Source organism: Paenibacillus sp. LHD-38 (assembly GCF_031157315.1).
GTDB lineage: Bacteria > Bacillota > Bacilli > Paenibacillales > Paenibacillaceae > Pristimantibacillus.
The window spans coordinates 1-19,525 of record NZ_JAVIFU010000046.1; the positions used below are offsets into that span (position 1 = coordinate 1).

Annotated in this window: 21 protein-coding genes; 15 read left to right on the forward strand and 6 right to left on the reverse strand. The window is 46.0% G+C overall.

All coding sequences use genetic code 11. The features are described from left to right. The coding region (locus RCO25_RS27370) for an RNA-guided endonuclease InsQ/TnpB family protein (protein ID WP_308999250.1) at window positions 1-630 on the forward strand (630 nt) is incomplete at its 5' end. Window positions 631-984: 354 nt separating this feature from the next. Further along, complete coding sequence (locus RCO25_RS27375) at window positions 985-1,842, forward strand: class II fructose-bisphosphate aldolase (protein ID WP_308999251.1); 858 nt, start codon at window positions 985-987, stop codon at window positions 1,840-1,842. A 78-nt stretch (window positions 1,843-1,920) separates the two neighbouring features. On the opposite strand, the gene RCO25_RS27380 is transcribed toward RCO25_RS27375, so the two are convergent. Continuing rightward, on the reverse strand, window positions 1,921-2,838 hold the full coding sequence (locus tag RCO25_RS27380; protein WP_308999299.1) for an aldo/keto reductase: 918 nt from the start codon (window positions 2,836-2,838) through the stop codon (window positions 1,921-1,923). Window positions 2,839-3,113: 275 nt separating this feature from the next. Between RCO25_RS27380 and RCO25_RS27385 the strand changes: the two genes are divergently transcribed. Next, a complete protein-coding gene (locus RCO25_RS27385; RefSeq protein WP_308999252.1) occupies window positions 3,114-3,605 on the forward strand; it encodes an RrF2 family transcriptional regulator in 492 nt (163 codons plus the stop codon). Window positions 3,606-3,655: 50 nt separating this feature from the next. Further along, window positions 3,656-4,570 (forward strand): NAD(P)/FAD-dependent oxidoreductase, encoded by a 915-nt coding sequence (locus tag RCO25_RS27390; protein ID WP_308999253.1) that lies wholly within the window; start codon window positions 3,656-3,658, stop codon window positions 4,568-4,570. A gap of 84 nt (window positions 4,571-4,654) precedes the next feature. On the opposite strand, the gene RCO25_RS27395 is transcribed toward RCO25_RS27390, so the two are convergent. Next, window positions 4,655-5,965 (reverse strand): MFS transporter, encoded by a 1,311-nt coding sequence (locus RCO25_RS27395; RefSeq protein ID WP_308999254.1) that lies wholly within the window; start codon window positions 5,963-5,965, stop codon window positions 4,655-4,657. On the opposite strand from RCO25_RS27395, the gene RCO25_RS27400 reads away from it, so the two are divergent. Further along, window positions 5,964-6,305, forward strand: coding sequence for a zinc ribbon domain-containing protein YjdM (locus tag RCO25_RS27400; RefSeq protein WP_308999255.1), 342 nt, complete (start codon window positions 5,964-5,966; stop codon window positions 6,303-6,305). The genes RCO25_RS27395 and RCO25_RS27400 overlap by 2 nt on opposite strands. A gap of 504 nt (window positions 6,306-6,809) precedes the next feature. On the opposite strand, the gene RCO25_RS27405 is transcribed toward RCO25_RS27400, so the two are convergent. From RCO25_RS27405 to RCO25_RS27420, 4 genes are all read right to left on the reverse strand, one after another. Further along, window positions 6,810-7,502 (reverse strand): zf-HC2 domain-containing protein, encoded by a 693-nt coding sequence (locus RCO25_RS27405; protein WP_308999256.1) that lies wholly within the window; start codon window positions 7,500-7,502, stop codon window positions 6,810-6,812. Next, on the reverse strand, window positions 7,489-7,986 hold the full coding sequence (locus RCO25_RS27410) for an RNA polymerase sigma factor (protein WP_308999257.1): 498 nt from the start codon (window positions 7,984-7,986) through the stop codon (window positions 7,489-7,491). Before RCO25_RS27410 ends, RCO25_RS27405 begins: the two co-directional genes overlap by 14 nt. A gap of 261 nt (window positions 7,987-8,247) precedes the next feature. After that, window positions 8,248-9,480: a peptidase T gene (gene pepT, locus RCO25_RS27415; protein ID WP_308999300.1), complete on the reverse strand. Its 1,233-nt coding sequence runs from the start codon at window positions 9,478-9,480 to the stop codon at window positions 8,248-8,250. A gap of 153 nt (window positions 9,481-9,633) precedes the next feature. Continuing rightward, window positions 9,634-10,692 (reverse strand): phosphatidylglycerol lysyltransferase domain-containing protein, encoded by a 1,059-nt coding sequence (locus RCO25_RS27420; RefSeq protein WP_308999258.1) that lies wholly within the window; start codon window positions 10,690-10,692, stop codon window positions 9,634-9,636. Between the two features lie 341 nt (window positions 10,693-11,033). Here RCO25_RS27420 and RCO25_RS27425 point away from each other — a divergent pair, with 341 nt between their 5' ends. The 10 genes from RCO25_RS27425 to RCO25_RS27470 all read left to right on the forward strand — a co-directional run bounded on the left by RCO25_RS27425 (window position 11,034) and on the right by RCO25_RS27470 (window position 19,438). Next, window positions 11,034-12,212, forward strand: a complete 1,179-nt coding sequence (locus RCO25_RS27425) for an MFS transporter (RefSeq protein WP_308999259.1) — start codon at window positions 11,034-11,036, stop codon at window positions 12,210-12,212. A 296-nt stretch (window positions 12,213-12,508) separates the two neighbouring features. Continuing rightward, a complete protein-coding gene (gene rlmN / locus RCO25_RS27430) occupies window positions 12,509-13,585 on the forward strand; it encodes a dual-specificity RNA methyltransferase RlmN (protein ID WP_308999260.1) in 1,077 nt (358 codons plus the stop codon). Window positions 13,586-13,726: 141 nt separating this feature from the next. Next, window positions 13,727-14,563 (forward strand): YitT family protein, encoded by an 837-nt coding sequence (locus RCO25_RS27435; protein ID WP_308999261.1) that lies wholly within the window; start codon window positions 13,727-13,729, stop codon window positions 14,561-14,563. 88 nt (window positions 14,564-14,651) lie between these two features. Further along, entirely contained in the window at window positions 14,652-15,131 is a 480-nt protein-coding gene (gene greA / locus RCO25_RS27440; protein WP_308999262.1) for a transcription elongation factor GreA, read from the forward strand. A 43-nt stretch (window positions 15,132-15,174) separates the two neighbouring features. Beyond that, a complete protein-coding gene (locus RCO25_RS27445) occupies window positions 15,175-15,732 on the forward strand; it encodes a pyridoxamine 5'-phosphate oxidase family protein (protein ID WP_308999263.1) in 558 nt (185 codons plus the stop codon). 64 nt (window positions 15,733-15,796) lie between these two features. After that, window positions 15,797-16,405 carry a glycosyltransferase gene (locus RCO25_RS27450; protein WP_308999264.1) on the forward strand — a complete coding sequence of 203 codons (609 nt, stop codon included), beginning with the start codon at window positions 15,797-15,799 and terminating at the stop codon, window positions 16,403-16,405. A gap of 274 nt (window positions 16,406-16,679) precedes the next feature. Continuing rightward, window positions 16,680-17,876 (forward strand): ParM/StbA family protein, encoded by a 1,197-nt coding sequence (locus RCO25_RS27455; RefSeq protein WP_308999265.1) that lies wholly within the window; start codon window positions 16,680-16,682, stop codon window positions 17,874-17,876. 54 nt (window positions 17,877-17,930) lie between these two features. Further along, window positions 17,931-18,293 (forward strand): hypothetical protein, encoded by a 363-nt coding sequence (locus RCO25_RS27460; protein WP_308999266.1) that lies wholly within the window; start codon window positions 17,931-17,933, stop codon window positions 18,291-18,293. A 298-nt stretch (window positions 18,294-18,591) separates the two neighbouring features. Further along, window positions 18,592-19,113, forward strand: coding sequence for a GGDEF domain-containing protein (locus tag RCO25_RS27465; protein WP_308999267.1), 522 nt, complete (start codon window positions 18,592-18,594; stop codon window positions 19,111-19,113). A gap of 16 nt (window positions 19,114-19,129) precedes the next feature. Continuing rightward, window positions 19,130-19,438: a GGDEF domain-containing protein gene (locus RCO25_RS27470; protein WP_308999301.1), complete on the forward strand. Its 309-nt coding sequence runs from the start codon at window positions 19,130-19,132 to the stop codon at window positions 19,436-19,438. Window positions 19,439-19,525 lie beyond the last annotated feature (87 nt).

Genomic DNA, 19,525 nt, shown 5'->3' on the forward strand with positions numbered 1-19,525 from the left:
GTGACCGTCAAAAATGGGAAGTATTACGCGTGTTTCTCCTGCGAAGTCGAGCAGCAAACACTGCCTGCTTCGGCGGAACAAGTTGGTATTGACCTCGGTTTGAAGCATCTGGCTGTCACATCCGAAGGCGAGACCTATGAAGCCCCGAAACGGCTGCGTCAAAATGAACGAAAATTGAAACAAATGCAGCGTTCGGTATCTCGTAAGCAGCGCGGTTCGAGCCGAAGAAAGAAAGCCGTCCGTATGCTTGCCAAACGCCATGAAAAAGTGGCTAACGGCCGAAAAGATCATGCTCATAAAGTATCAAGGGAATTGGTGAATCGATATGGACTCATCGCTTTCGAAAATCTTAACGTGCAGGGGATGGTTAGAAATCATCGCCTTGCCAAAAGTATTGCTGATGCTGGCTGGACCCAGCTTGTTCAATTCACTACGTACAAGGCTGAAAGCGCCGGTCGTACAGTTGTTCAAGTTGATCCGCGAAACACGTCTCAGCAATGCTCCAGTTGCGGTGAGATGGTGAAAAAGACGCTGGCTGTTCGAACGCATCGATGTGATCCGTGCGGATATGTCGCTGACCGCGATGTGAACGCGGCACGAAACATTTTGCAACGCGCTTTAGTATCGTAACCATGAAAAGCATTAGGCTCGGACGGAGCCTTCAAGGAGGGGTGAGGTTACGAATCCCGATGATCTGAGAAGCCCCTGCCTTTAGGCATGGGGAGTCGTCACAACCATTATAACCACTCCCTTGCATCAAATGACAATGAAATATGTAAAGCAATCCTCCCTGCCTATAGGTAGTCTTATAACGAAATTTGTGATAACATGTAGACTGATAAGTAGAACGTGAACGTGGAAAAGCCGATTCCGTTCGTGCCAGTATCGCTGCAGTTTGCGGACGCAATTTTAAACTGCGGATGAATTGGGTATGATTGAAAGGTCGAGTTATTAAATTGCAATTATTTTGAAGGAGGATTTATCATGGCTTTGGAATCAATGAAAGAAATGTTGAACAAAGGTTTAAAAGAAGGTTACGCTGTTGGTCAATTCAACATCAATAACCTAGAGTGGACACAAGCAATCCTTGGCGCTGCTCAAGCTGAGCAATCCCCAGTTATTCTTGGCGTTTCCGAAGGTGCTGCTCGTTACATGGGAGGCTTCACAGTTGTAACTGCAATCGTGAAATCCCTAATAGAAGAAATGAAAATCACGGTTCCTGTTGCAATTCACCTGGACCATGGTTCAAGCTTTGAAAAATGTAAAGCAGCGATTGATGCTGGTTTTACTTCCGTTATGATAGATGCATCACACTCACCATTCGAAGAAAACGTAAAAACAACGCAACAGGTTGTTGCTTACGCGCATGAGCGCGGCGTTTCCGTAGAAGCTGAGCTTGGTACGGTTGGCGGACAAGAAGATGATGTTATCGCTGAGGGCGTTATCTACGCTGATCCTCAAGAGTGTAAGCAACTGGTTGAGCTTACAGGCATCGATTGCCTTGCTCCTGCACTAGGTTCCGTACATGGCCCTTACAAAGGCGAACCAAACCTTGGCTTCAAAGAAATGGAAGAGATCTGCCAAACAATCAAGCTTCCATTGGTATTGCACGGCGGTACAGGAATCCCTACAGCGGATATTAAGAGATCTATCTCGCTGGGAACTGCAAAAATCAACGTAAACACAGAGAACCAAATCGCGTTTACAAAAGTTGCTCGCGAAATCTTGACTTCTGATTCAGAAGTTTACGATCCGCGTAAATTCTTGTCCCCGGGCCGCGATGCGATTAAAGCAACGGTTCAAGGTAAAATGCGTGAATTCGGTTCTTCGAATAAAGCGTAATAAATATAAAGTGAAAAGGGTTGGGCAGGATGCGATTTGCATCCAGTCCAACCTTTTTTTTATTGCGGACTAAGCGTCTTAAGGAAGCACATTGCCTGCTGCGCGATAAATGCCGTACCATTCTTCGCGTGTCAGGTAAATCACACTTGCCTTGCTGCAATCCTTTAACCGCTCGATGTTCATCGTACCGATAACCGGCTGCATGCGGGCAGGATGGCGCAAAAGCCACGCGATGGCAATCGTCGTATTGCTGACTTCGTATTTCGCCGCGACTTCATCGATCTTGGCATTCAATTCCGGGAACTTCTCGCTGCCCAGGAAAACACCCTCGAAGAAGCCGTATTGGAATGGTGACCAAGGCTGGATCGTTATGTCGTTCAAACGGCAGAAATCAAGGATGCTGCCGTCCCGGTTAACGGCTGGGTCGTTCTCCATATTCACGTTGAATCCGCTCGAGATCATCGTCGTGTTGGTAATGCTCAGCTGAAGCTGGTTTGCGACAAGCGGCTGCTTGACCGATTTTTTCAGCAGCTGAATTTGCATCGGATTTTGATTCGATACGCCGAAGTGGCGTACTTTGCCCGAGCTCTCAAGAAGATCGAACGCTTCCGCCACTTCTTCCGGCTCAACCAATGTATCCGGACGGTGTAGAAGCAGAACATCCAGGTAATCCGTGTTCAGACGTTTTAGAATACCATCGACCGAAGTCAAAATATGTTCTTTGGAGAAGTCGAACATTCCCTGCCGGATGCCGCATTTGGATTGCAGGATGATCTTTTCACGAATACTCTCGTTCATATGGATGGCATCTGCAAAGATCTCCTCGCATTTTCCGCCGCCGTAAATATCAGCATGCTCAAAAAAATTCGCGCCTTGCTCCAGCGCTGTTTGAACAAAGCGCTCCGCCTCCGTTTTGTCGAGTGAATTGATACGCATGCATCCAACTGCAACTACAGGCACGTCCAGCGTGCTGGTTCCAAGCTTTATCGTTCTCATCATTTCATTCCTCCTAAGTTTCAGTGCTGCTTTTTATGTAATCGCTTTATTGATTGTCTCACAAAAGCGCGCTGGATTTCAATCTTTATGAAACAATAGCGTATTGTCTTGCAGAATACGGGACGCAAAGTCCATGTGAGATTGGCGGTTTTTTCTAAAATAAAGAACACTAAAACGAAATACGTCTTGCACTTGTATAATGGATCCCGAATGTCTATAATAGACACTAAGAGTCTATAATAAAAAGGATTTCATTTGGATGAAAGGAGATACTCATGCAGTTTTCCAAAAGCACGGGTTACGCCCTGCATGCATTGATTCAATTAGCATATGCAGAACGAGGTCACAACGTAGGCATCAAGGAACTAGCGGCATCGCTTGGCGTTTCGGAAAGCTACTTGTCCAAAATCATGTCAAAGCTGCGGCAGGATGGCATCGTACGCGCGGTTACGGGTGTGAGCGGCGGTTATGAGCTCGCAAGGGAAGCCGATCAAATTACGTTTCTTGAGGTCATTCAAGTTGTCGAAGGCCGGCAGCATCTATACGACTGCTTTAATATCGATGAGCAGCGCCATCAATTGTTTTTTGAAGCGGATGCATTGGATCCACATACGGCTACCCGCACAGCGGGCAAGGAATGTCTGGTTAAAAAAGTAATGAGCGGCGCCGAACGGCAGATGCATGATTACTTGCAGCAGCATACGATCCAGTGGGTGATCGATTCGGCCTCCCATAATCACAACCATGCAGTAAACAAGAAGCCATAAGCTTCTTGCGCTTTAATTATGGATATTAAAGATCCGGGAGGATGATTATAATGGAACAAACGGTTGATGTAGTGATTATTGGAGGCGGACCGGCAGGTTTGAATGCGGCGCTTGTACTCGGCAGGGCAAGAAAAAGCGTGGCGGTTATTGACGAGGGGCGTCCGCGGAACCGGGTTACCCGCGAGACGCACGGTTTTCTTACCCGGGACGGCATCAGCCCCAGTGAATTTCGGCGCATTGCGAAGGAGCAGATAAATGCGTATCCGGCCGTTCAATTTGTGGAGGATGCGGCGATAACGATTACAGGAACCGACGGTCATTTTGAAACCACGACCGCACAGGGAGCAACCTACAGGAGTAAAAAGCTGCTTTTTGCTGTAGGAATGAAGGATCTCCCGCTTGATGTTAACGGACTGACAGACGTATATGGCAAAAGCGCCTTTGTTTGCCCCTATTGCGATGGCTGGGAGCTAAGAGACCAACCTCTTGTGTTGATCGTCAAAGGTGCACGAGCGCTTCATTCGGCCAAAATGCTGTCAGGTTGGACGAATCAATATACCATTTGCACCGATGGACCCGATGAATGGACCGATGAAGAGCGCGAGGAGCTTAAGCTGCATAACGTTCCAACGTATGACTCCAAAATCCTGCGTATCGAATCCAGTGAGGGTATGGTGGAGCGGGTTGTGCTCGAGGATGGCACAAGCATTCCGTGTACAGGCATTTTCTTCGCGCCGAAGCTTGCTGCCGGGTCAACTCTGCCGCAAACCTTAGGTTGTAAGATGAAGGAAACAGGAACTGTGATCGTCGATGCTTTTGGCAAAACGAATGTACCAGGCGTGTATAGTGCCGGAGATGCGGCAACGGAGCTGTACCAAGCGATTACAGCCGCTTCATTAGGAGCACTGGCCGGCGTTTGCATAAATGGCGAGCTGCTCACAGAGGCTTGGAATAGCAAGAGCTAGCAAGCAACTGGAACTTATAGCAAATCAGCCCTGACTGGTGTCGGGGCTGATTTTATTTGTCTACTTTACTCCGCGTTCCAATACTTAGGCTGTCGCGTGAATTTTTTCAGCATTGTTTTTACGGATCCGGACAGCCATTAAAGCTGCAAAGAAGCAAACGAATCCGGCAATAACGAAAGCCTGGGAGTAGCTGCCGAACCAATCGCGCATAACGCCTGCTCCATAGGCGGCCGTGGAGGCACCTATTTGATGGGCGACGACGATCCAGCCGAAGATCATGCCGGATTTTTCTTTACCGAACGTTTCGCTGGCAAGCTTAGCTGTAGGCGGAACGGTTGCGATCCAGTCCAAACCGTAGAAAACGGAAAAAACGACGAGCATGGCAGGCGTTGCGTCCAGTGCGTAGGGCAAGAACAGCAGCGACAATCCGCGCAGCCCATAATACCAGAACAGCAGCCAGCGGCTGTCGAACCGGTCGGAGAGCCAGCCGGAAATCGTTGTGCCGAACAAATCGAACAGCCCCATCATGGCGAGCAGACCGGCAGCTGTGACCTCAAGCATGCCATGATCACTGCACGCGGCAATAAGATGTGTCCCGATTAAACCGTTGGTCGAGAAGCCGCAGAAAAAGAATGTTCCGGCAAGCAGCCAGAAGGTGGCATTTTTCATAGCGAAACGAAGATTTTGCAAGGGAGTAAGGAACAGATTGCCTTTAAAAATAGCAGGCTTCACCATCTCATCCGAGCCGTAAGGTGCTGCACCGACATCGTACGGGTGGTTGCGCATCCAGATTGCAACGGCGATAAGCACGAGCAGAATACCGGCTACTGCTGTGTAGATGGCGTACCGCCAGCCAAAATCGGCTGTCATTTTGGCGAAAAGCGGAAGGAACAGCAGTTGGCCGGTAGCGGCGCTTGCCGTAAACAAGCCGATGATGAGGCCTTTTCGCTTAACAAACCACAGATTGCTAACCGTAACGCCGAGAACGTTGGCCATCATGCCGGTCGCTAGACCAGACACAAGCCCCCATAACAGCTCAAACTGCCACAAGGTGTGAATGAACGGCGTTACCGCCAGACTAGCGGCCAGTACGGTAAGCGAGCTTATGACGACTTTACGAATGCCGTAGCGGAGCAGCAGGGCCGCTGAGAATGGACCTACCAGCCCGTATAGAAAAATGCCAATGGAGATCACGCTGGAAATGCCGCCTCTGCTCCAACCGAATTCATCCTGGAACGGGATGAGCAGAATGCTTGGCAGCGAGCGGATGCCCGCGGAAACAAGCAAGGTTGCGAAGGTTAGCAGCACGATTTTGCAGCGGGTTGACGGTTTTTGATTTATTTGGACAACCGTCGTATAGTAGAGGGAATCAAACGAATGGAGATCGTAAACCATGACGGATTTGCCTAATTGCCCGAAATGTAATTCGGAATACACCTATGAGGATGGAAACATGTTGGTTTGCCCGGAATGCAGCCATGAATGGAGTTTAGAGCAGAATACCGCATTCGCTGAGGCCGACAAAATCGTTAAAGACGCCAATGGCAATGTTTTAAACGATGGCGATACGGTAACAGTTATCAAGGATCTTAAAGTAAAAGGAAGCTCATCTGTTTTGAAAATTGGGACCAAAGTAAGAAATATACGCTTAGTTGACGGAGACCATGACATCGATTGCAAAATCGACGGTTTTGGAGCGATGAAGCTGAAGTCCGAATTTGTCAAAAAGGCATAAATACGTTTGCTAACAATCAGTATGATGTGAGTTTTATTTAAAATATAAGAAAGTATAAAATTCAACCTTATACGTTGCTTATATTTCACCGCGAAACGAGCTTTTGCCGCCAAGGACGGCGTCAGCCGTTTACGCTTGTAAATCGATCAAAATTTTATACCTACAGTTGTCGCAGATAATATTGTCCCAAGCTACAGTGTAGTTTGTGCAATAGAAACACTCCTCAATCCTGCACAATTTTTCTACAATGCAGTTACTACAGTAGAATGCATGATTTCTGGCTCAATTATTGCCTTAGAAGACATTTCTATTGTAATTACTGCAGTGTAGACTCTCAAATTCATGTAATTTCAGGTTTCTATTGTATTTTATACATTAGAATTTGGAAAAGGTTATTTAATACCTAGTATTTGTTAACGCAAATCAGACCGCTATAACTGATCTCCCATTAATCGAAGAGGCTATCTCGACGGGCTTTAGCCTTTCGAGGTAGTCTCTTGGGTGTTATCTCTTCAGTTCTGCCTCAACTGTATCGCTTGCTGGAGGAAGCTTCATTCCTTCTTCCCAGATCAGAATGTTTTCATCCCGCGTTCCCAAATAAAGGGCAGTGATTTTTGCGTCTGCGCCATATTTATTTTGATAAACTCCATTGATAAAAGGGTCCTTTGTTTGGTACATGTTAAAAAGTCCAAAAGTAGTGATTGGTTTTTTCTTGATAATAGGCCGGTATGGAATCATATAAAAGTTCCCGTTTTCGTCCATATCGTAGCTAATCTGATTCAAATCATAACCGTCTGTCAGCCGCATATGAAAGGCAATTCGGCCGTCTTTCATTTGGCTGGTGTCCTTCACCTCGATGATATCCGCAGGAACGCGCATAATGTTCCATTCCGTCAAGCCAAAGTAGGCCGAAATGACGATTCCGAGGGATAATGAAGCAAGGACGCCCCCTTTCAAAAAAGATTTTAATTTAGAACGGCTCCAGTAGGCAGACATCGCTTCTAGAAGATGGCTTTCCCTGCGGTTCATATCGACAGTATTCTGCGGCACTCTCAGCTCGCTTCGCATGTTTTCCCATTCTGACCTGCAGCTGCCGCATGCTGCGAGATGCTCTTCGACCAATTCTGCGCTCTCCCTGCTGCACACGTTATCGATATATAATGGCAATAAATCTTTAATAACCTCACATTTCATCATGCCGCTGTTCCTCCTTTAGTGAATCTTGTATTTTTTGTTTAGCGCGGTAAAAGGTGACCCTTGCCCAGCTCTCGGTTTTTTCAAACAGCTGGCTGATCTGGGCAAAGGATAATTCTCCGAATACTCTTAGGGTAAATACTTCTTTATAGGGCTCGTTTAAAAGATGTAACGCTTTATGAATGCTGAGAGCATCATCCTTGTCCAAGAGGGCAGCTTCAACATTGTCGGGGCTTGCTTTTTCAAGTACGCTTTCCGGTTCGAAACGTTTTTGCTTTTCAACATAGGAAAAGTAGGTGTTTTTGGCTATTTGGCAGAGCCATACGCTAATTTTGCAATGACCCTTAAAGGAATCAATGCTTTTCAAAGCCTTAAAGAATGTTTCTTGCGTTATTTCCTCGGCAATCATTTCATTTCGACTCAAAGAGAACACAAATAAATAAATATCTCGGAAATACTCATGATAGATTCCCTCAAAATCGTGCACGCTCTCACTTCCTCACCTATATAAGACCGGAAAGCCTCCGTTTCGTTACAACTATTTCAGAAAAGATTATCAAGCTTTATAGAGCATGGCAAAAGAGATTCAATGTCAGCATCCTAATAAAACAAAAAACCAGTCAAGCACATCACGTAATGTGCCAGGCTAGTTTTTTTCACGCTGCAATAATTCAATTCATACGAAGACGGTTTGCGTTCCTCAAATGAAGCTCGGCACGTACCAGCATGCTAAATGCCGCGTGTATTGCTATGCTCTTTGTTCATAAAGCTTAACAATTTCAATGATGGTATTTACGGCCAGCACCATATTATCAGCCGAAACATACTCGAACCGGCCATGATAATTTTCACCGCCGGTGAAGATATTCGGTGTCGGCAGCCCCATGTAGGATAGCTGAGAGCCGTCCGTGCCGCCGCGAATTGGCTCTATAACCGGAGTAATTCCGAGGTTTTCCAGCGCCTGTCTCGCAATATCCACGACTTCCATGACGGGCTCGATTTTTTCTCTCATATTGAAGTATTGGTCTTTGATCTCAAGCGCGATTCGGTCATCTCCGTATTTTTGCTGCAGCTCCTGAGCCACGCGGGTCAGCTCCGCTTTTCGCTCGTTAAACCGATGACGGTCATGATCTCGAATCAAATAACGAAGCTGTGTTTCCTCAACGTCGCCTTCAATGGAGGTGAGGTGGAAGAAGCCTTCGTAGCCCTCGGTCTGCTCTGGCGTTTCTTCAGCAGGCAGCCTTCCGTGCAGCTCCATGGCTATTTTGGCGGAGTGGATCATTTTCCCTTTGGCTGTGCCTGGGTGGACGTTTTTGCCCTTGCATGTAATGTGGGCCGCCGCAGCGTTAAAGCTCTCGTACTGCAGCTCGCCTAATGGACCGCCATCTAGCGTATAGGCATAAACAGCATCAAAAGCAGCGACGTCGAACCGATGAGGACCCCTGCCGATTTCTTCGTCCGGTGTGAAAGCAACGCGTATTCTGCCGTGCTTCACCTCAGGATGCTGCAGGAGAAAGGCCATGGCAGTCATAATTTCCGCAATACCGGCTTTATCGTCCGCACCAAGCAGCGTGGTGCCGTCTGTCGTTATTAGAGTGTGTCCCGCATAACCGGAAAGCTCTGGAAAATCCTTTGGTGAAAGGACGATGTTAAGCTCTTTGTTCAAAATGATATCTTGCCCGTCATAGCCTTCTACGATTTGCGGCTTTACGTTTGTGCCGGTGAAGTCGGTTGCCGTATCGATATGGGCAAGAAAACCGATAGTGGGGATATCTTTATCCGTATTAGAGGGAAGAGTGGCCATTACATAGCCATTCGCGTCCATCGTAATGTCCTGCATGCCGATGCTTTCAAGCTCTTCAACCAGCTTGCGGGCGAGCACAAGCTGTCCCGGTGTCGAGGGGCAGGTATCGCTGCTCTCATCGGACTGCGTTTCTACTTGTGCATATGAGATAAATCGTTCAATAATCTCCGTTTTCATTGTCATCCCACAACTCCAGTCCAATAGGTTATACAGCAAATTATAATACAAAAGGGACGACATCCCAAATGTGCTGCCGGAAGGTTATGGGTTTGATTAAAGCTGCCTAAATCAGGCTCATAGCCTTTTGAGGCAGCATCTTTAGTAGTTTCATTACGCGCGTTTTTCAAACGGGGAATCCATTTCCGCCGCAGGAGATAGGGCAATTTGTTTATGTTTGTGAGTCCGATCCTTTGGCCTATGAATAATGAGAGATAGCAGCGCGACGTTTAGGGGTAGAGTACCGGGCGGATAAACAAAATAGACTTCCTCCCAATGCGGGGCGAATTTATTTTTATATTCATAAAGGCCCTTAAAGTTATATAGTTTACAACCATACCTGTAGAGCAGCTTGGCGAGCAGATGATCTTTGACATTTGCTAATGGCGCGATCCCAAGACTGCAAACATCATAGCTTTTATCCTTAGCCCACAAGAATAAAGATACGAACAGAACATCCATGGTGCCATGGGGACAAGCATTCGTATATCGCATAAGGTCAACTGTGATTCGTCTGGAAAAGGCGGGTTTATTGGTTGTTTCGCTGTGTGGGCGCTCGCCTGCAATCGAAACAAATGCTTCGTAATTACCATCTGGCCCAACCAAAACGGCAATAGGAAATTGACTGATATATGATTTTGAGAAAAAACCGACGGAGAAACCTTTCTCTTTACGTTTAGCGAGCCATTCATCCGATATGGCTTGAAGGCGGTTCAGCAGCGAGTTTGAATAAGGAGGCTGGAGCACCTCAAAGGTAAAGCCGTTACGTTGAAATTTACTTATGCGATTGCGCAGTTTAAGCCATGGCTTCCCCTTTAAATGAAAGTTGGCTAATTCTACCTGGGCTTCCTCGCCAACTTTGGTGCTTTTCAAGCCTAAATCATGATAGAGGGGAAGGTAGGCTGATTTTGTTTGGTAAAATACAGGAATTTTTTTATCTTTCTTGCAGCTCGCAATAAACTGTTCAATGAGCAATTTCACAGAGCTAGGCTTACCGAGCGGGTCCCCAAGCACAATTCTACGGTTTCCGACAGAACGATAAACAAGCAGAGATTCATATTTGGAATCCCAGAACCACTCCTTATCGTTCAGGTAATATAAATGAGAGTGCGAATGATGACCGCAGCTTTTTAGCAGGCTTTTAATGCGTTTTTCTGAAAGGTTATCGATCATTTAGAAAATCCTCCAAATAGGCAACGACTAAGCAAGTGGCTGTGTCGAAAAATGTCGTTCATTATATACAACATCGGCGTTTATTTTATTAGTTTAAAGCGAAAATGCAATATCCGCAAAAGAATAGTTTTGGAAAGGGTATTTTTCTTTATCGCTTAGTCCGATTTTAAGATATAATAAGCTCAATCATTCAAGTATGAGGTTCCTATTCCTTTAGTTAAAGGGGATCATGACATGAGAATTGCAAGACCTCCCTGTTAATCCTTAAGGTCATATCGTCCGCGACCGCCTCCGTAATTTGATTGCGCAATTGCAATCAAAAATGAGAGGGGCCGTTATTCATGGGCTATCTGCCGAACATTTGGAAGCTATTCGTTATTCGATTTTTTTATAATTTAATTCCCGCCTATGTTATTGAGAGGTTATTTTGGGAAGATCGAGGCATGACCATTCAGATGGTCGTGTATACCGAAATTATTTTTGCGTTTACGATCGTTTTATTTGAGGTCCCCTCCGGTATTATGGCGGATAAGTGGGGAAGGAAGCATATGCTCGTTTTGTCCGCTCTGCTTGGGTGCTGCGAGTTTCTTATCCTGGTTTTTGCTACGGAGTTTTGGCATTTTGCGCTGGTCGTTTTTTTGGCGGCGATCGGCCATTCCGCAAGCAGCGGAGCAGAGGATGCTTTGCTGTATGATTCCTTATTGGCGGAAGGGAAAGAGAAGCATTTTGAGAAGATAATAGGCCGTTTAAACGCGCTGGATACGATTTCTATTATCATCGCTGCCTTGTGCGGGAGCTTCCTGGCCAGTCATTTTGGCTACGAGCTTAATTATTGGATATCATTAGGGGCGATGGTTGTTTCCCTTGGCGTAACTTTTCTTTTGGCTGAGCCAGTCTGGAACAGTATCGAAGATGATGAAGAGTCGCTGCCATTCAAAACTTATATTACATCCTCTGTGCGGTTTTTCAAAAGCAATCCGGGACTATGTTTGGTGCTTTTATCGGGAATGGTAACGGGAGCAGCCATTAACTTTATCGATGAGTTCTGGCAAATCTACTTGGAGAGATTAAATATCCCGGTCATCTATTTTGGACTCTTTTCGGCTGCGGTCTTCTTTCTCAGGCTGCCGGGCAATGTTCTAGCCTACAAGCTGAAAAACGTGTTCAGCTATAGAGCGCTGCTTCTGGGCATTACGGCAGCTTTGACGGCGGGCTTTATTTATATGTCGGTCATCAAAGATTTCAGCGGCCTGGCAGCCGTAATCGTAATCTGCTTGGCTGCAGGCATTATAGAGCCGCTTGCCGCAGGATATTTGCATCATCAAATCGATTCGTCAATGAGAGCGACCATGGGATCATTCCAATCGTTGGGCGAAAATTTCCTGCTTACCTTTACAGGCTTGGGTTTTGGTTATTATTCTTCCCAATTGGATATTTTCGGCGGCTTCGGTTTCATCGCTGTCCTATGCGGCATGTTCTTTGTTTATTTTTTGTTCGCATCCAAGAAGCTCGTAGAATAAATGAAAAACGGAGGGGGACTCTTCTAGATGCTGATGCACTAGGAGGGTCCCTATTTTTAAAAATATAAGAAAGTATAAAATTCAACCTTATACGTTGCTTATATTTCACCGCGAAACGAGCTTTTGCCGCCAAGGACGGCGTCAGCCGTTTACGCTTGTAACCAATGTTAAATAAATGGCGGCACTCCCCTCTTGTTTTAATGGGCCAATTTTGGGACAATAATAAGCAGATTATAAGTTTCGGCTGTATAGGCAGAATAGGACTGGATTTTGCAGTTTTGAAAAGAGGATAACATATGAATAAACCATCTATATATGGATTAACGTTTGAGCAGCTGACGGAGTGGCTGAAGGAGCGCGGCTTTACCAAGTTCCGGGCATCACAGGTGTGGGAATGGCTGTACCGGAAGCGGGTAACGTCATTCACGGATATGGTTGATGTGAAGGCGGAATGCGTTCAGCTGCTGTCTGAGCATTTTGTTCTCCAGACGCTTACCGAGCATACGAGGCAGGAATCGGCGGACGGAACGAACAAGTTTTTGTTCAAGCTGAAGGACGGCAACTTGATCGAGACCGTATTAATGCGGCATAAATTCGGTCTATCCGTTTGTGTCACGACTCAGGTAGGCTGCAACATTGGCTGCAGCTTCTGCGCGAGCGGACTGCTTGCCAAGAGCCGCGATCTATCCAGCGCAGAAATTGTCGAGCAGATTATGCAGGCTCAGCTTCACCTGGACCGGATGCAGCAGGGTGAGCAGGTAAGCCATGTGGTCGTCATGGGTATTGGCGAGCCGTTCGATAATTTCAAAAACATGACCGATTTTATCGGCGTTATCAAAAGCCAAAAAGGGCTTGCGATCGCCGCAAGACATATTACGGTTTCTACAAGCGGTTTAGCCGACAAAATCAGAGAGTTCGCCGACTCGGACTTGCAGGTTAATCTTGCCGTATCCCTTCATGCGCCGAACAATGAGCTGCGGACACGCATTATGAAGATTAACCGGGCGATTCCGATCGAGAAATTAATGGAATCCATCGATTATTATTTGAAGAAGACGAATCGCAGAATTACGCTGGAGTATATATTGCTCAAGGACGTAAACGACCAGAAGGAGCATGCGCTTGAGCTTGCCGAGCTGATCGGGAATCGCCGCAGTCTGGCCAACGTAAATCTCATTCCGTACAATCCGGTGGACGAGCATAGCCAATATCAGAGGACGGATCGGGAAACCATTCGCGCCTTCTACGACACCTTGAAGAAGCAAGGCGTCAGCGTCAGCGTTCGCCTGGAGCACGGCACAGATATCGATGCAGCCTGCGGACAGCTAAGAAGCAAGCAAATCAAAAAATCCCAAGAGCTCCAGCTTGGCTAGAAAACGACGGCTCACAAAGAACATTTCCAATAGTGGGAATGTTCTTTTTTGCGTTAACGTGACAGCCTTCTGCTTCCATATATTTTCTGTTAAGATGAACATGCTGCATGGGGTTATTTTCGGCTGAGAAGGGTGTTGGATATGAAGAAAAAAGCATTGGATTTATTCATCATTATGGCTGGAGCACTTATTTTTGCACTCGCAATCAACCTATTCGTTATTCCGAATGAGCTTGGCGAAGGCGGAGTTACCGGCATTACGATTATTTTATATTATTTATTCGGCTGGTCGCCGGGTCTGGTCAGTTTAATTTTCAATTCCTTTCTCCTTCTTATCGGGTACCGCTTTCTGGATAGAAGAACGGTGTTTTATACGATTGCAGCGGTGTTGTTTCATTCCCTCTTTCTGCATTTGACCGAGGATTGGCGTATTGTATCGGATGAAATAACGGTTAATGCTGTGTTTGGCGGATTGTTCGGAGGAATTGGGATCGGTCTTATTATCAGGGTCGGAGGGACAACCGCCGGCACGACGATTCTTGCGCGTATCGCAAATAAGTATTTGGACTGGAATATCAGCTACGCGCTGCTTTTTTTCGACTTAATTGTCGCCTTCTCATCTTATTTCATTATTGGGGCACAGGCGCTTATGCTGACGATTGTCATGCTATATATAGGAACGAAGGTCATGGACTTCATTATTGAGGGTGTGAATCCGAAGAAAGCCGTGACGATTATTTCCAAGGAGCAGGACAAGATTGCCGAGCAGGTCAACGTACTGATGGATAGGGGCGTTACGGTTATTTACGGGCGCGGGTATTATACGAAAACGCCCCAGGAAATCCTTTATATCGTCATTAGCAAGCAGGAGCTGAGCACGCTGAAAAAAATCGTGAAGGCTGCCGATAAGAATGCTTTTATTACCATTCATGATGTGCGTGATGTGTTCGGCGAGGGTTTTATTGATATTTCGAAGTAAAGCGATGACAGCTGGAAGTCATCGCTTTTCGCTTATTTTTGAAATATAGGGTAAGATTAGAGGAAGAAAGCAAATGGGAGCTGTTTAAATGTCGAACGACGAAGTGATTTTAACCAAAGAGGGCTTAGAGCAATTGCAATCCGAGCTGGACGATTTGAAATACGTAAAGCGCAAGGAATTGGCCGCTCGGATTAAATTAGCGATTAGCTACGGCGACTTAAAGGAAAACAGTGAATACCATTCGGCCAAAAACGATCAGTCATTTATGGAAACTAGAATTATTATACTAACTAAAATGCTGAAAAAAGCCCGTGTCATTGAAGCGGATAGCCTTGATCTCTCTAAGGTCAATATCGGCTTGACCGTTATCTTAAATGACATTGAGTTTTCAGAGAAAATTACGTACAAAATTGTTGGTACGGAAGAAGCGGACGTCGCGGAAAATAAAATTTCCTATGAAAGCCCGCTGGGCAAAGAGCTTCTTGGAAAAAGCGTAGGAAGCATTATTAGCGTCAACGCGCCAATGGGCGTTATTAAATATGAGCTTCTGGAAATCAGAGCAAATTAAAGCAGCGTAATTATTCATTCCTCTTGAAAAGGGTGAGGGCAAAATGGGAAAGCAATTTGATGCCATGTTACCTCAGCATGAGGCGTTTATTCGCCAGCAGCATATCTTCTTCGTTGGTTCGGCTCCGCTATCGGCAGAAGGGCATGTCAATCTTTCGCCCAAAGGACATGATTCGCTTAGGATTTTGTCCGCTAATCGCGTTGCTTATCTGGATTTGACAGGCAGCGGCAATGAAACAAGCGCGCATCTTGAAGAAAACGGAAGAGTGACGGTCATGTTTTGCGCATTCGACGGAGCGCCAAACATTTTGAGACTATACGGCACCGGCACTGTCGTGCTGCCGGACTCACCGGAATGGGCGGCGTTATATCCGCTCTTTACGCCGATTCCGGGGGTGAGGCAGATCATTGACATCGATGTGCATAAGGTGCAGACCTCTTGCGGCTACTCCATCCCATTTATGTCGTATACCGGCGAGCGGGAAACCCTGCAACGCTGGGCTGTACAGCAGGGGGAAGAAGGCCTCGAGTCATACAGGAAAGAGAAAAATCAAAAGAGCATTGATGGGATGCCAACGAGTTTAAGTACCCTTTACGAATGATTTACGAGGAATAGCTAACAATATAACAGGCTATTCCATTCGAATCATTAAGGAGAAGGTACCAATGAAGAGCAAATTTCTCATCGCCGCTATTTTATGTGCGATAGTCGCGGCCAGTTCCGCCCCGCTAAGGGTTCAAGCTATCGAGATGGATCATCGGCACGGTCATGAGGGCTATGCAAGCCCAGTAGCCGTAAAGCTGAAAGAAGATTCGAGAAAACTATGGATGGAACATGCACTATGGACGAGAAATTACATAGTGAGTGCATTGTCAGGGCTCGAGGATAAGGATGTCATGCTGAAGCGGCTGCTTAAAAACCAGCAGGACATCGGGGATAGCTTCAAACCGTTTTATGGCGAGGCGGTTGGCAATGAGCTTACTGTGCTTCTGCAGGAGCATATCGCTATTGCAGGCAAATTAGTAGGCGCCTTAGCAAGCGGGAATCAAGCGAATGCAGCAAAATTCAACAAAGAGTGGCATAGAAACGCGGATGATATTGCGGCATTTCTGAGCAAAAAGAATCCGAATTGGTCCGAGAAAGCGCTCAAAGACCTTCTGTATGTTCATTTGCAGCTGCTCAGCGAGGATGTTATGGCTAGGCTTCAAAAGAATTGGGATGCGGATGCCCTCACGGAAGGCATCATTAAGCAATTTCCACAAACCTTCAACTAGCGGTATTTAGTAAAAAAAGGCTAATTCGTCGATGACGGATTAGCTTTTTTTTATGGCGAAAATAGGTGAAAACGACAGCATTGCTGGATATACGAGTCTGATAAGCAGGTTCCGACAAAAACAGATGAGAAAAGATTAATGAGCTATGGGACTCTAGATTGATGTAAACTAACACTAAGTATGGCAAAGTATTACCTAGGAATGCATTATGCTGAATAACAATCATTGGAAGCTAGATTTGTTTCCCAAAACTTTTTCTAGGAGGAAAGCGATTATGAATTTTCATTTCTTTGTAGGCAACGATAACGGAAACAGTGAGCATGATCTTATTATTGACGGTAAACTGGTCCAGCAGCCAAATGTGAATTGCACGGTGGACGAGCTCCCTTGGAGCGAGGAGCAAACACCGGAAAGCTTTATCAAAAACCTACAAGACCAGTTGGTCGTAACGATTGATTCGCCTGCGGCAAGACCGGCGATGTATTATGTCGGGAAGTTTGCCCTGGAGAGCGGAGAAATTTTGGACAACCTTCAAATCGGTATAGATCTGAAAAGCGATATGGATCTCCCCGTTATCAATACACTGGCTCAAATTGCGGCCATGGCCGTACAGAAAGCTTATGAGGAAGAGAAAAAAATACCTGAACAAATCGATGTGGAAGTCGATATGGCAACAGCTTTGCCGGTTACCCAGCATACAGATGAGACCTCTACAAAGTTCGAGAAGCGCTTCACTACGGGGACGCATCATGTAACGGTGCACTTAGGCATTCAGCGCGTAGCCGTGAAAATCGTATTCCCGTTTGCTAAGGTCGTTCCTGAAGCTACGCCGGTTATTTTCACCCTGCAGAAGGATGCGGCGGGCAGCTGGAGAGAAGGGGATATCTTTGATGATTTCCTTCAATCCTACGGCATCGAGAAGAAATTTACCGGCAGTTATTTTAAGGATAAGCGTATTCTTCACGTAGATATCGGTGATGGTTCTACGGAATACCCGATCACGGAAGGCAATAAGTTTTTGCGTCAATTCGTTCATGGCAGCCATCACGGCGCAGGTTATGCCATTGAAGAAGCGCTGCAAGAGTTTAATCGACTCATTCATTTGCCGGACAGCCCGCGTCAATTTTTCAGCGACGTGATCAAAAACCCGGCGCACAAGTATCATGCACGGGCGCTTAAGACGCTTAAGAGACCGCTTGAGAGCCAGGTTAGGCAGATTGTACAGCATGTCAAAAAACAGCTGACCAAAGCGCGTAACGAAATTGATTTGATCTGCGTATACGGGGGCGGAAGTATTCTTATGCGCTCTGTCTTATATGCACAGCTTAAAGAGCTTTGCGCAGAGCGGGAAATGCAGCTGCTGTATATTCCGGCTGAGTATGCCGTACAGCTTAATGCGATGGGGCTTGATGCTTTTGTGCGGGGTAAAATTTATGAGGCGCTCAAAAACAAGGCGGTTCAACCCGTATAAGCCTCCTCAAACTAATTTGAGGCATATTCTAACGGATTCTGGTAGGTGATTGAAATGAAAAAGACTAAGCTGCCCGGTGAAAATATAAGCTTGAAAACAAAAAAGACAGAGGATCCTTTGGTCATGCAGTGGTTGAATACGCAGTCGAATCTAATGGATTCTCTTCGTTATTTGGTAGAGAATGAAATCGCATTAAACGGTGTCCGGAATTTGCAGGCATTCGTACCCATGGAGAGAAGCAGACTGCAGAGCTCCACGGTCATACCGCAAGAAAATGAGGCACGTCCTCAAGTGACTGCCGGCATGGAGCAAATGGCAGCCGCGGCAGAAGAGGCAACTGCAGCTCCTGCGGCTCCTGCAGTTGAACCGGTTGTTGAAGAAGAAATCGATGATGATGACATTGAAGCATGGAGCTAAACGGAGTTAGGGACTAATAAAACTCACGCTTCAGCCTGATAAAACGAGTAAAGTGGTATCAAGTATTACTTTGTAACCCGAAGCACTACTGAGTATTTCTAAGATAATACTTGGTAGTGCTTTGGAATACTTTTCCCTTCATACTCAGATTATTCTGGGTATTTTTATGCTGTATAAATGCAGTGACAAGACGTCCATTTCCATTGGTAATATCTCAGTTATTGTCGGCACATTTTTTTATAGGAATAACCCACTCACAAGGTATGTAAGAATCTCCACCTTTAGCGGTTTTTTCATCATGTATGTATTTACATTAATGACGGCTACAACACCCGTTACTTTTACTTTTGTATTTCCCTTAGCGACGTTATTTTGCATGTATGTCGATCGTTGGTTTATGTTCATCGTTTGCTCTTTTATTTTGCTGTTGAACGGTGTGTATATCGGAAATAAACTTTACAGCGTGAGCAAACAGGAAATCGGTGAGGCCGCATATAACCAGTTTACGACGATTATGCTTATCCATAGCTTTGTTTTGCTGTTGTTTATGTCCAGTTTAATCGCAATCGTCTACGTCTTCCATCGGCTTAGAAGAGCAATGGAATATAAGGTACAGGAAGCGCATCATGCCAGAGAAACGGGACAGAAGTTGTATGCGCAAGCGACAATCGACGGTCTAACGGGCGTATTCAATCGCAGGCATTTTGTTGAGAAGGCAAGAGAGCAGCTCGGTGAGACAGGAACTTCGTTCTCTTTGCTGCTTTTGGATATCGATGATTTTAAAAAAGGTGAACGATGTTCACGAGCATTTGGCCGGTGACTAGGTACTCATTACGATTTCCAATTTGCTGATCCAGGTTTATGCGGACATTGGGATGGTTGGCCGGGTAGGCGGCGAGGAATTTGCGGTATTCCTAAAGGGGAGAAGCGAAGACGATAGCCTGGAATTAGCGGAACGCTTGCGTAAAATGCTGGAACAAACCGAGATCTCGCTAAGCGAGGGAAAACAAATTTCAGTTACGACCAGCGGCGGTATCGCGTTTGTGGACAGGAACGGCTTGACATTTGAAGAGCTGTTCCAGCTGGCCGATAAGGCGCTCTATACCTCTAAGGATTCGGGAAAAAACCAGATTACGAAGGCATAAGCGGGCTAATCATAAGAATGGCTGTTTGCAAAAAAAAGGACAACAAAAAGAAGGAGGGCATCAAGCCCTCCTTCTATTTGTTGTGTG

Bases quoted from the DNA above. Each gene is read 5' to 3' on its own strand.
- RCO25_RS27385 (WP_308999252.1), top strand. From the start codon at position 3,114: ATGCAGTTTTCCAAAAGCACGGGTTACGCCCTGCATGCATTGATTCAA.
- rlmN (WP_308999260.1), top strand. From the start codon at position 12,509: ATGAATAAACCATCTATATATGGATTAACGTTTGAGCAGCTGACGGAG.
- RCO25_RS27465 (WP_308999267.1), top strand. From the start codon at position 18,592: ATGTATGTATTTACATTAATGACGGCTACAACACCCGTTACTTTTACT.
- RCO25_RS27455 (WP_308999265.1), top strand. From the start codon at position 16,680: ATGAATTTTCATTTCTTTGTAGGCAACGATAACGGAAACAGTGAGCAT.
- RCO25_RS27395 (WP_308999254.1), bottom strand. From the start codon at position 5,965: ATGGTTTACGATCTCCATTCGTTTGATTCCCTCTACTATACGACGGTT.
- greA (WP_308999262.1), top strand. From the start codon at position 14,652: ATGTCGAACGACGAAGTGATTTTAACCAAAGAGGGCTTAGAGCAATTG.
- RCO25_RS27460 (WP_308999266.1), top strand. From the start codon at position 17,931: ATGAAAAAGACTAAGCTGCCCGGTGAAAATATAAGCTTGAAAACAAAA.
- RCO25_RS27425 (WP_308999259.1), top strand. From the start codon at position 11,034: ATGGGCTATCTGCCGAACATTTGGAAGCTATTCGTTATTCGATTTTTT.
- RCO25_RS27375 (WP_308999251.1), top strand. From the start codon at position 985: ATGGCTTTGGAATCAATGAAAGAAATGTTGAACAAAGGTTTAAAAGAA.
- RCO25_RS27445 (WP_308999263.1), top strand. From the start codon at position 15,175: ATGGGAAAGCAATTTGATGCCATGTTACCTCAGCATGAGGCGTTTATT.
- RCO25_RS27390 (WP_308999253.1), top strand. From the start codon at position 3,656: ATGGAACAAACGGTTGATGTAGTGATTATTGGAGGCGGACCGGCAGGT.
- RCO25_RS27380 (WP_308999299.1), bottom strand. From the start codon at position 2,838: ATGAGAACGATAAAGCTTGGAACCAGCACGCTGGACGTGCCTGTAGTT.
- RCO25_RS27450 (WP_308999264.1), top strand. From the start codon at position 15,797: ATGAAGAGCAAATTTCTCATCGCCGCTATTTTATGTGCGATAGTCGCG.
- RCO25_RS27435 (WP_308999261.1), top strand. From the start codon at position 13,727: ATGAAGAAAAAAGCATTGGATTTATTCATCATTATGGCTGGAGCACTT.
- pepT (WP_308999300.1), bottom strand. From the start codon at position 9,480: ATGAAAACGGAGATTATTGAACGATTTATCTCATATGCACAAGTAGAA.
- RCO25_RS27405 (WP_308999256.1), bottom strand. From the start codon at position 7,502: ATGATGAAATGTGAGGTTATTAAAGATTTATTGCCATTATATATCGAT.
- RCO25_RS27400 (WP_308999255.1), top strand. From the start codon at position 5,964: ATGACGGATTTGCCTAATTGCCCGAAATGTAATTCGGAATACACCTAT.
- RCO25_RS27420 (WP_308999258.1), bottom strand. From the start codon at position 10,692: ATGATCGATAACCTTTCAGAAAAACGCATTAAAAGCCTGCTAAAAAGC.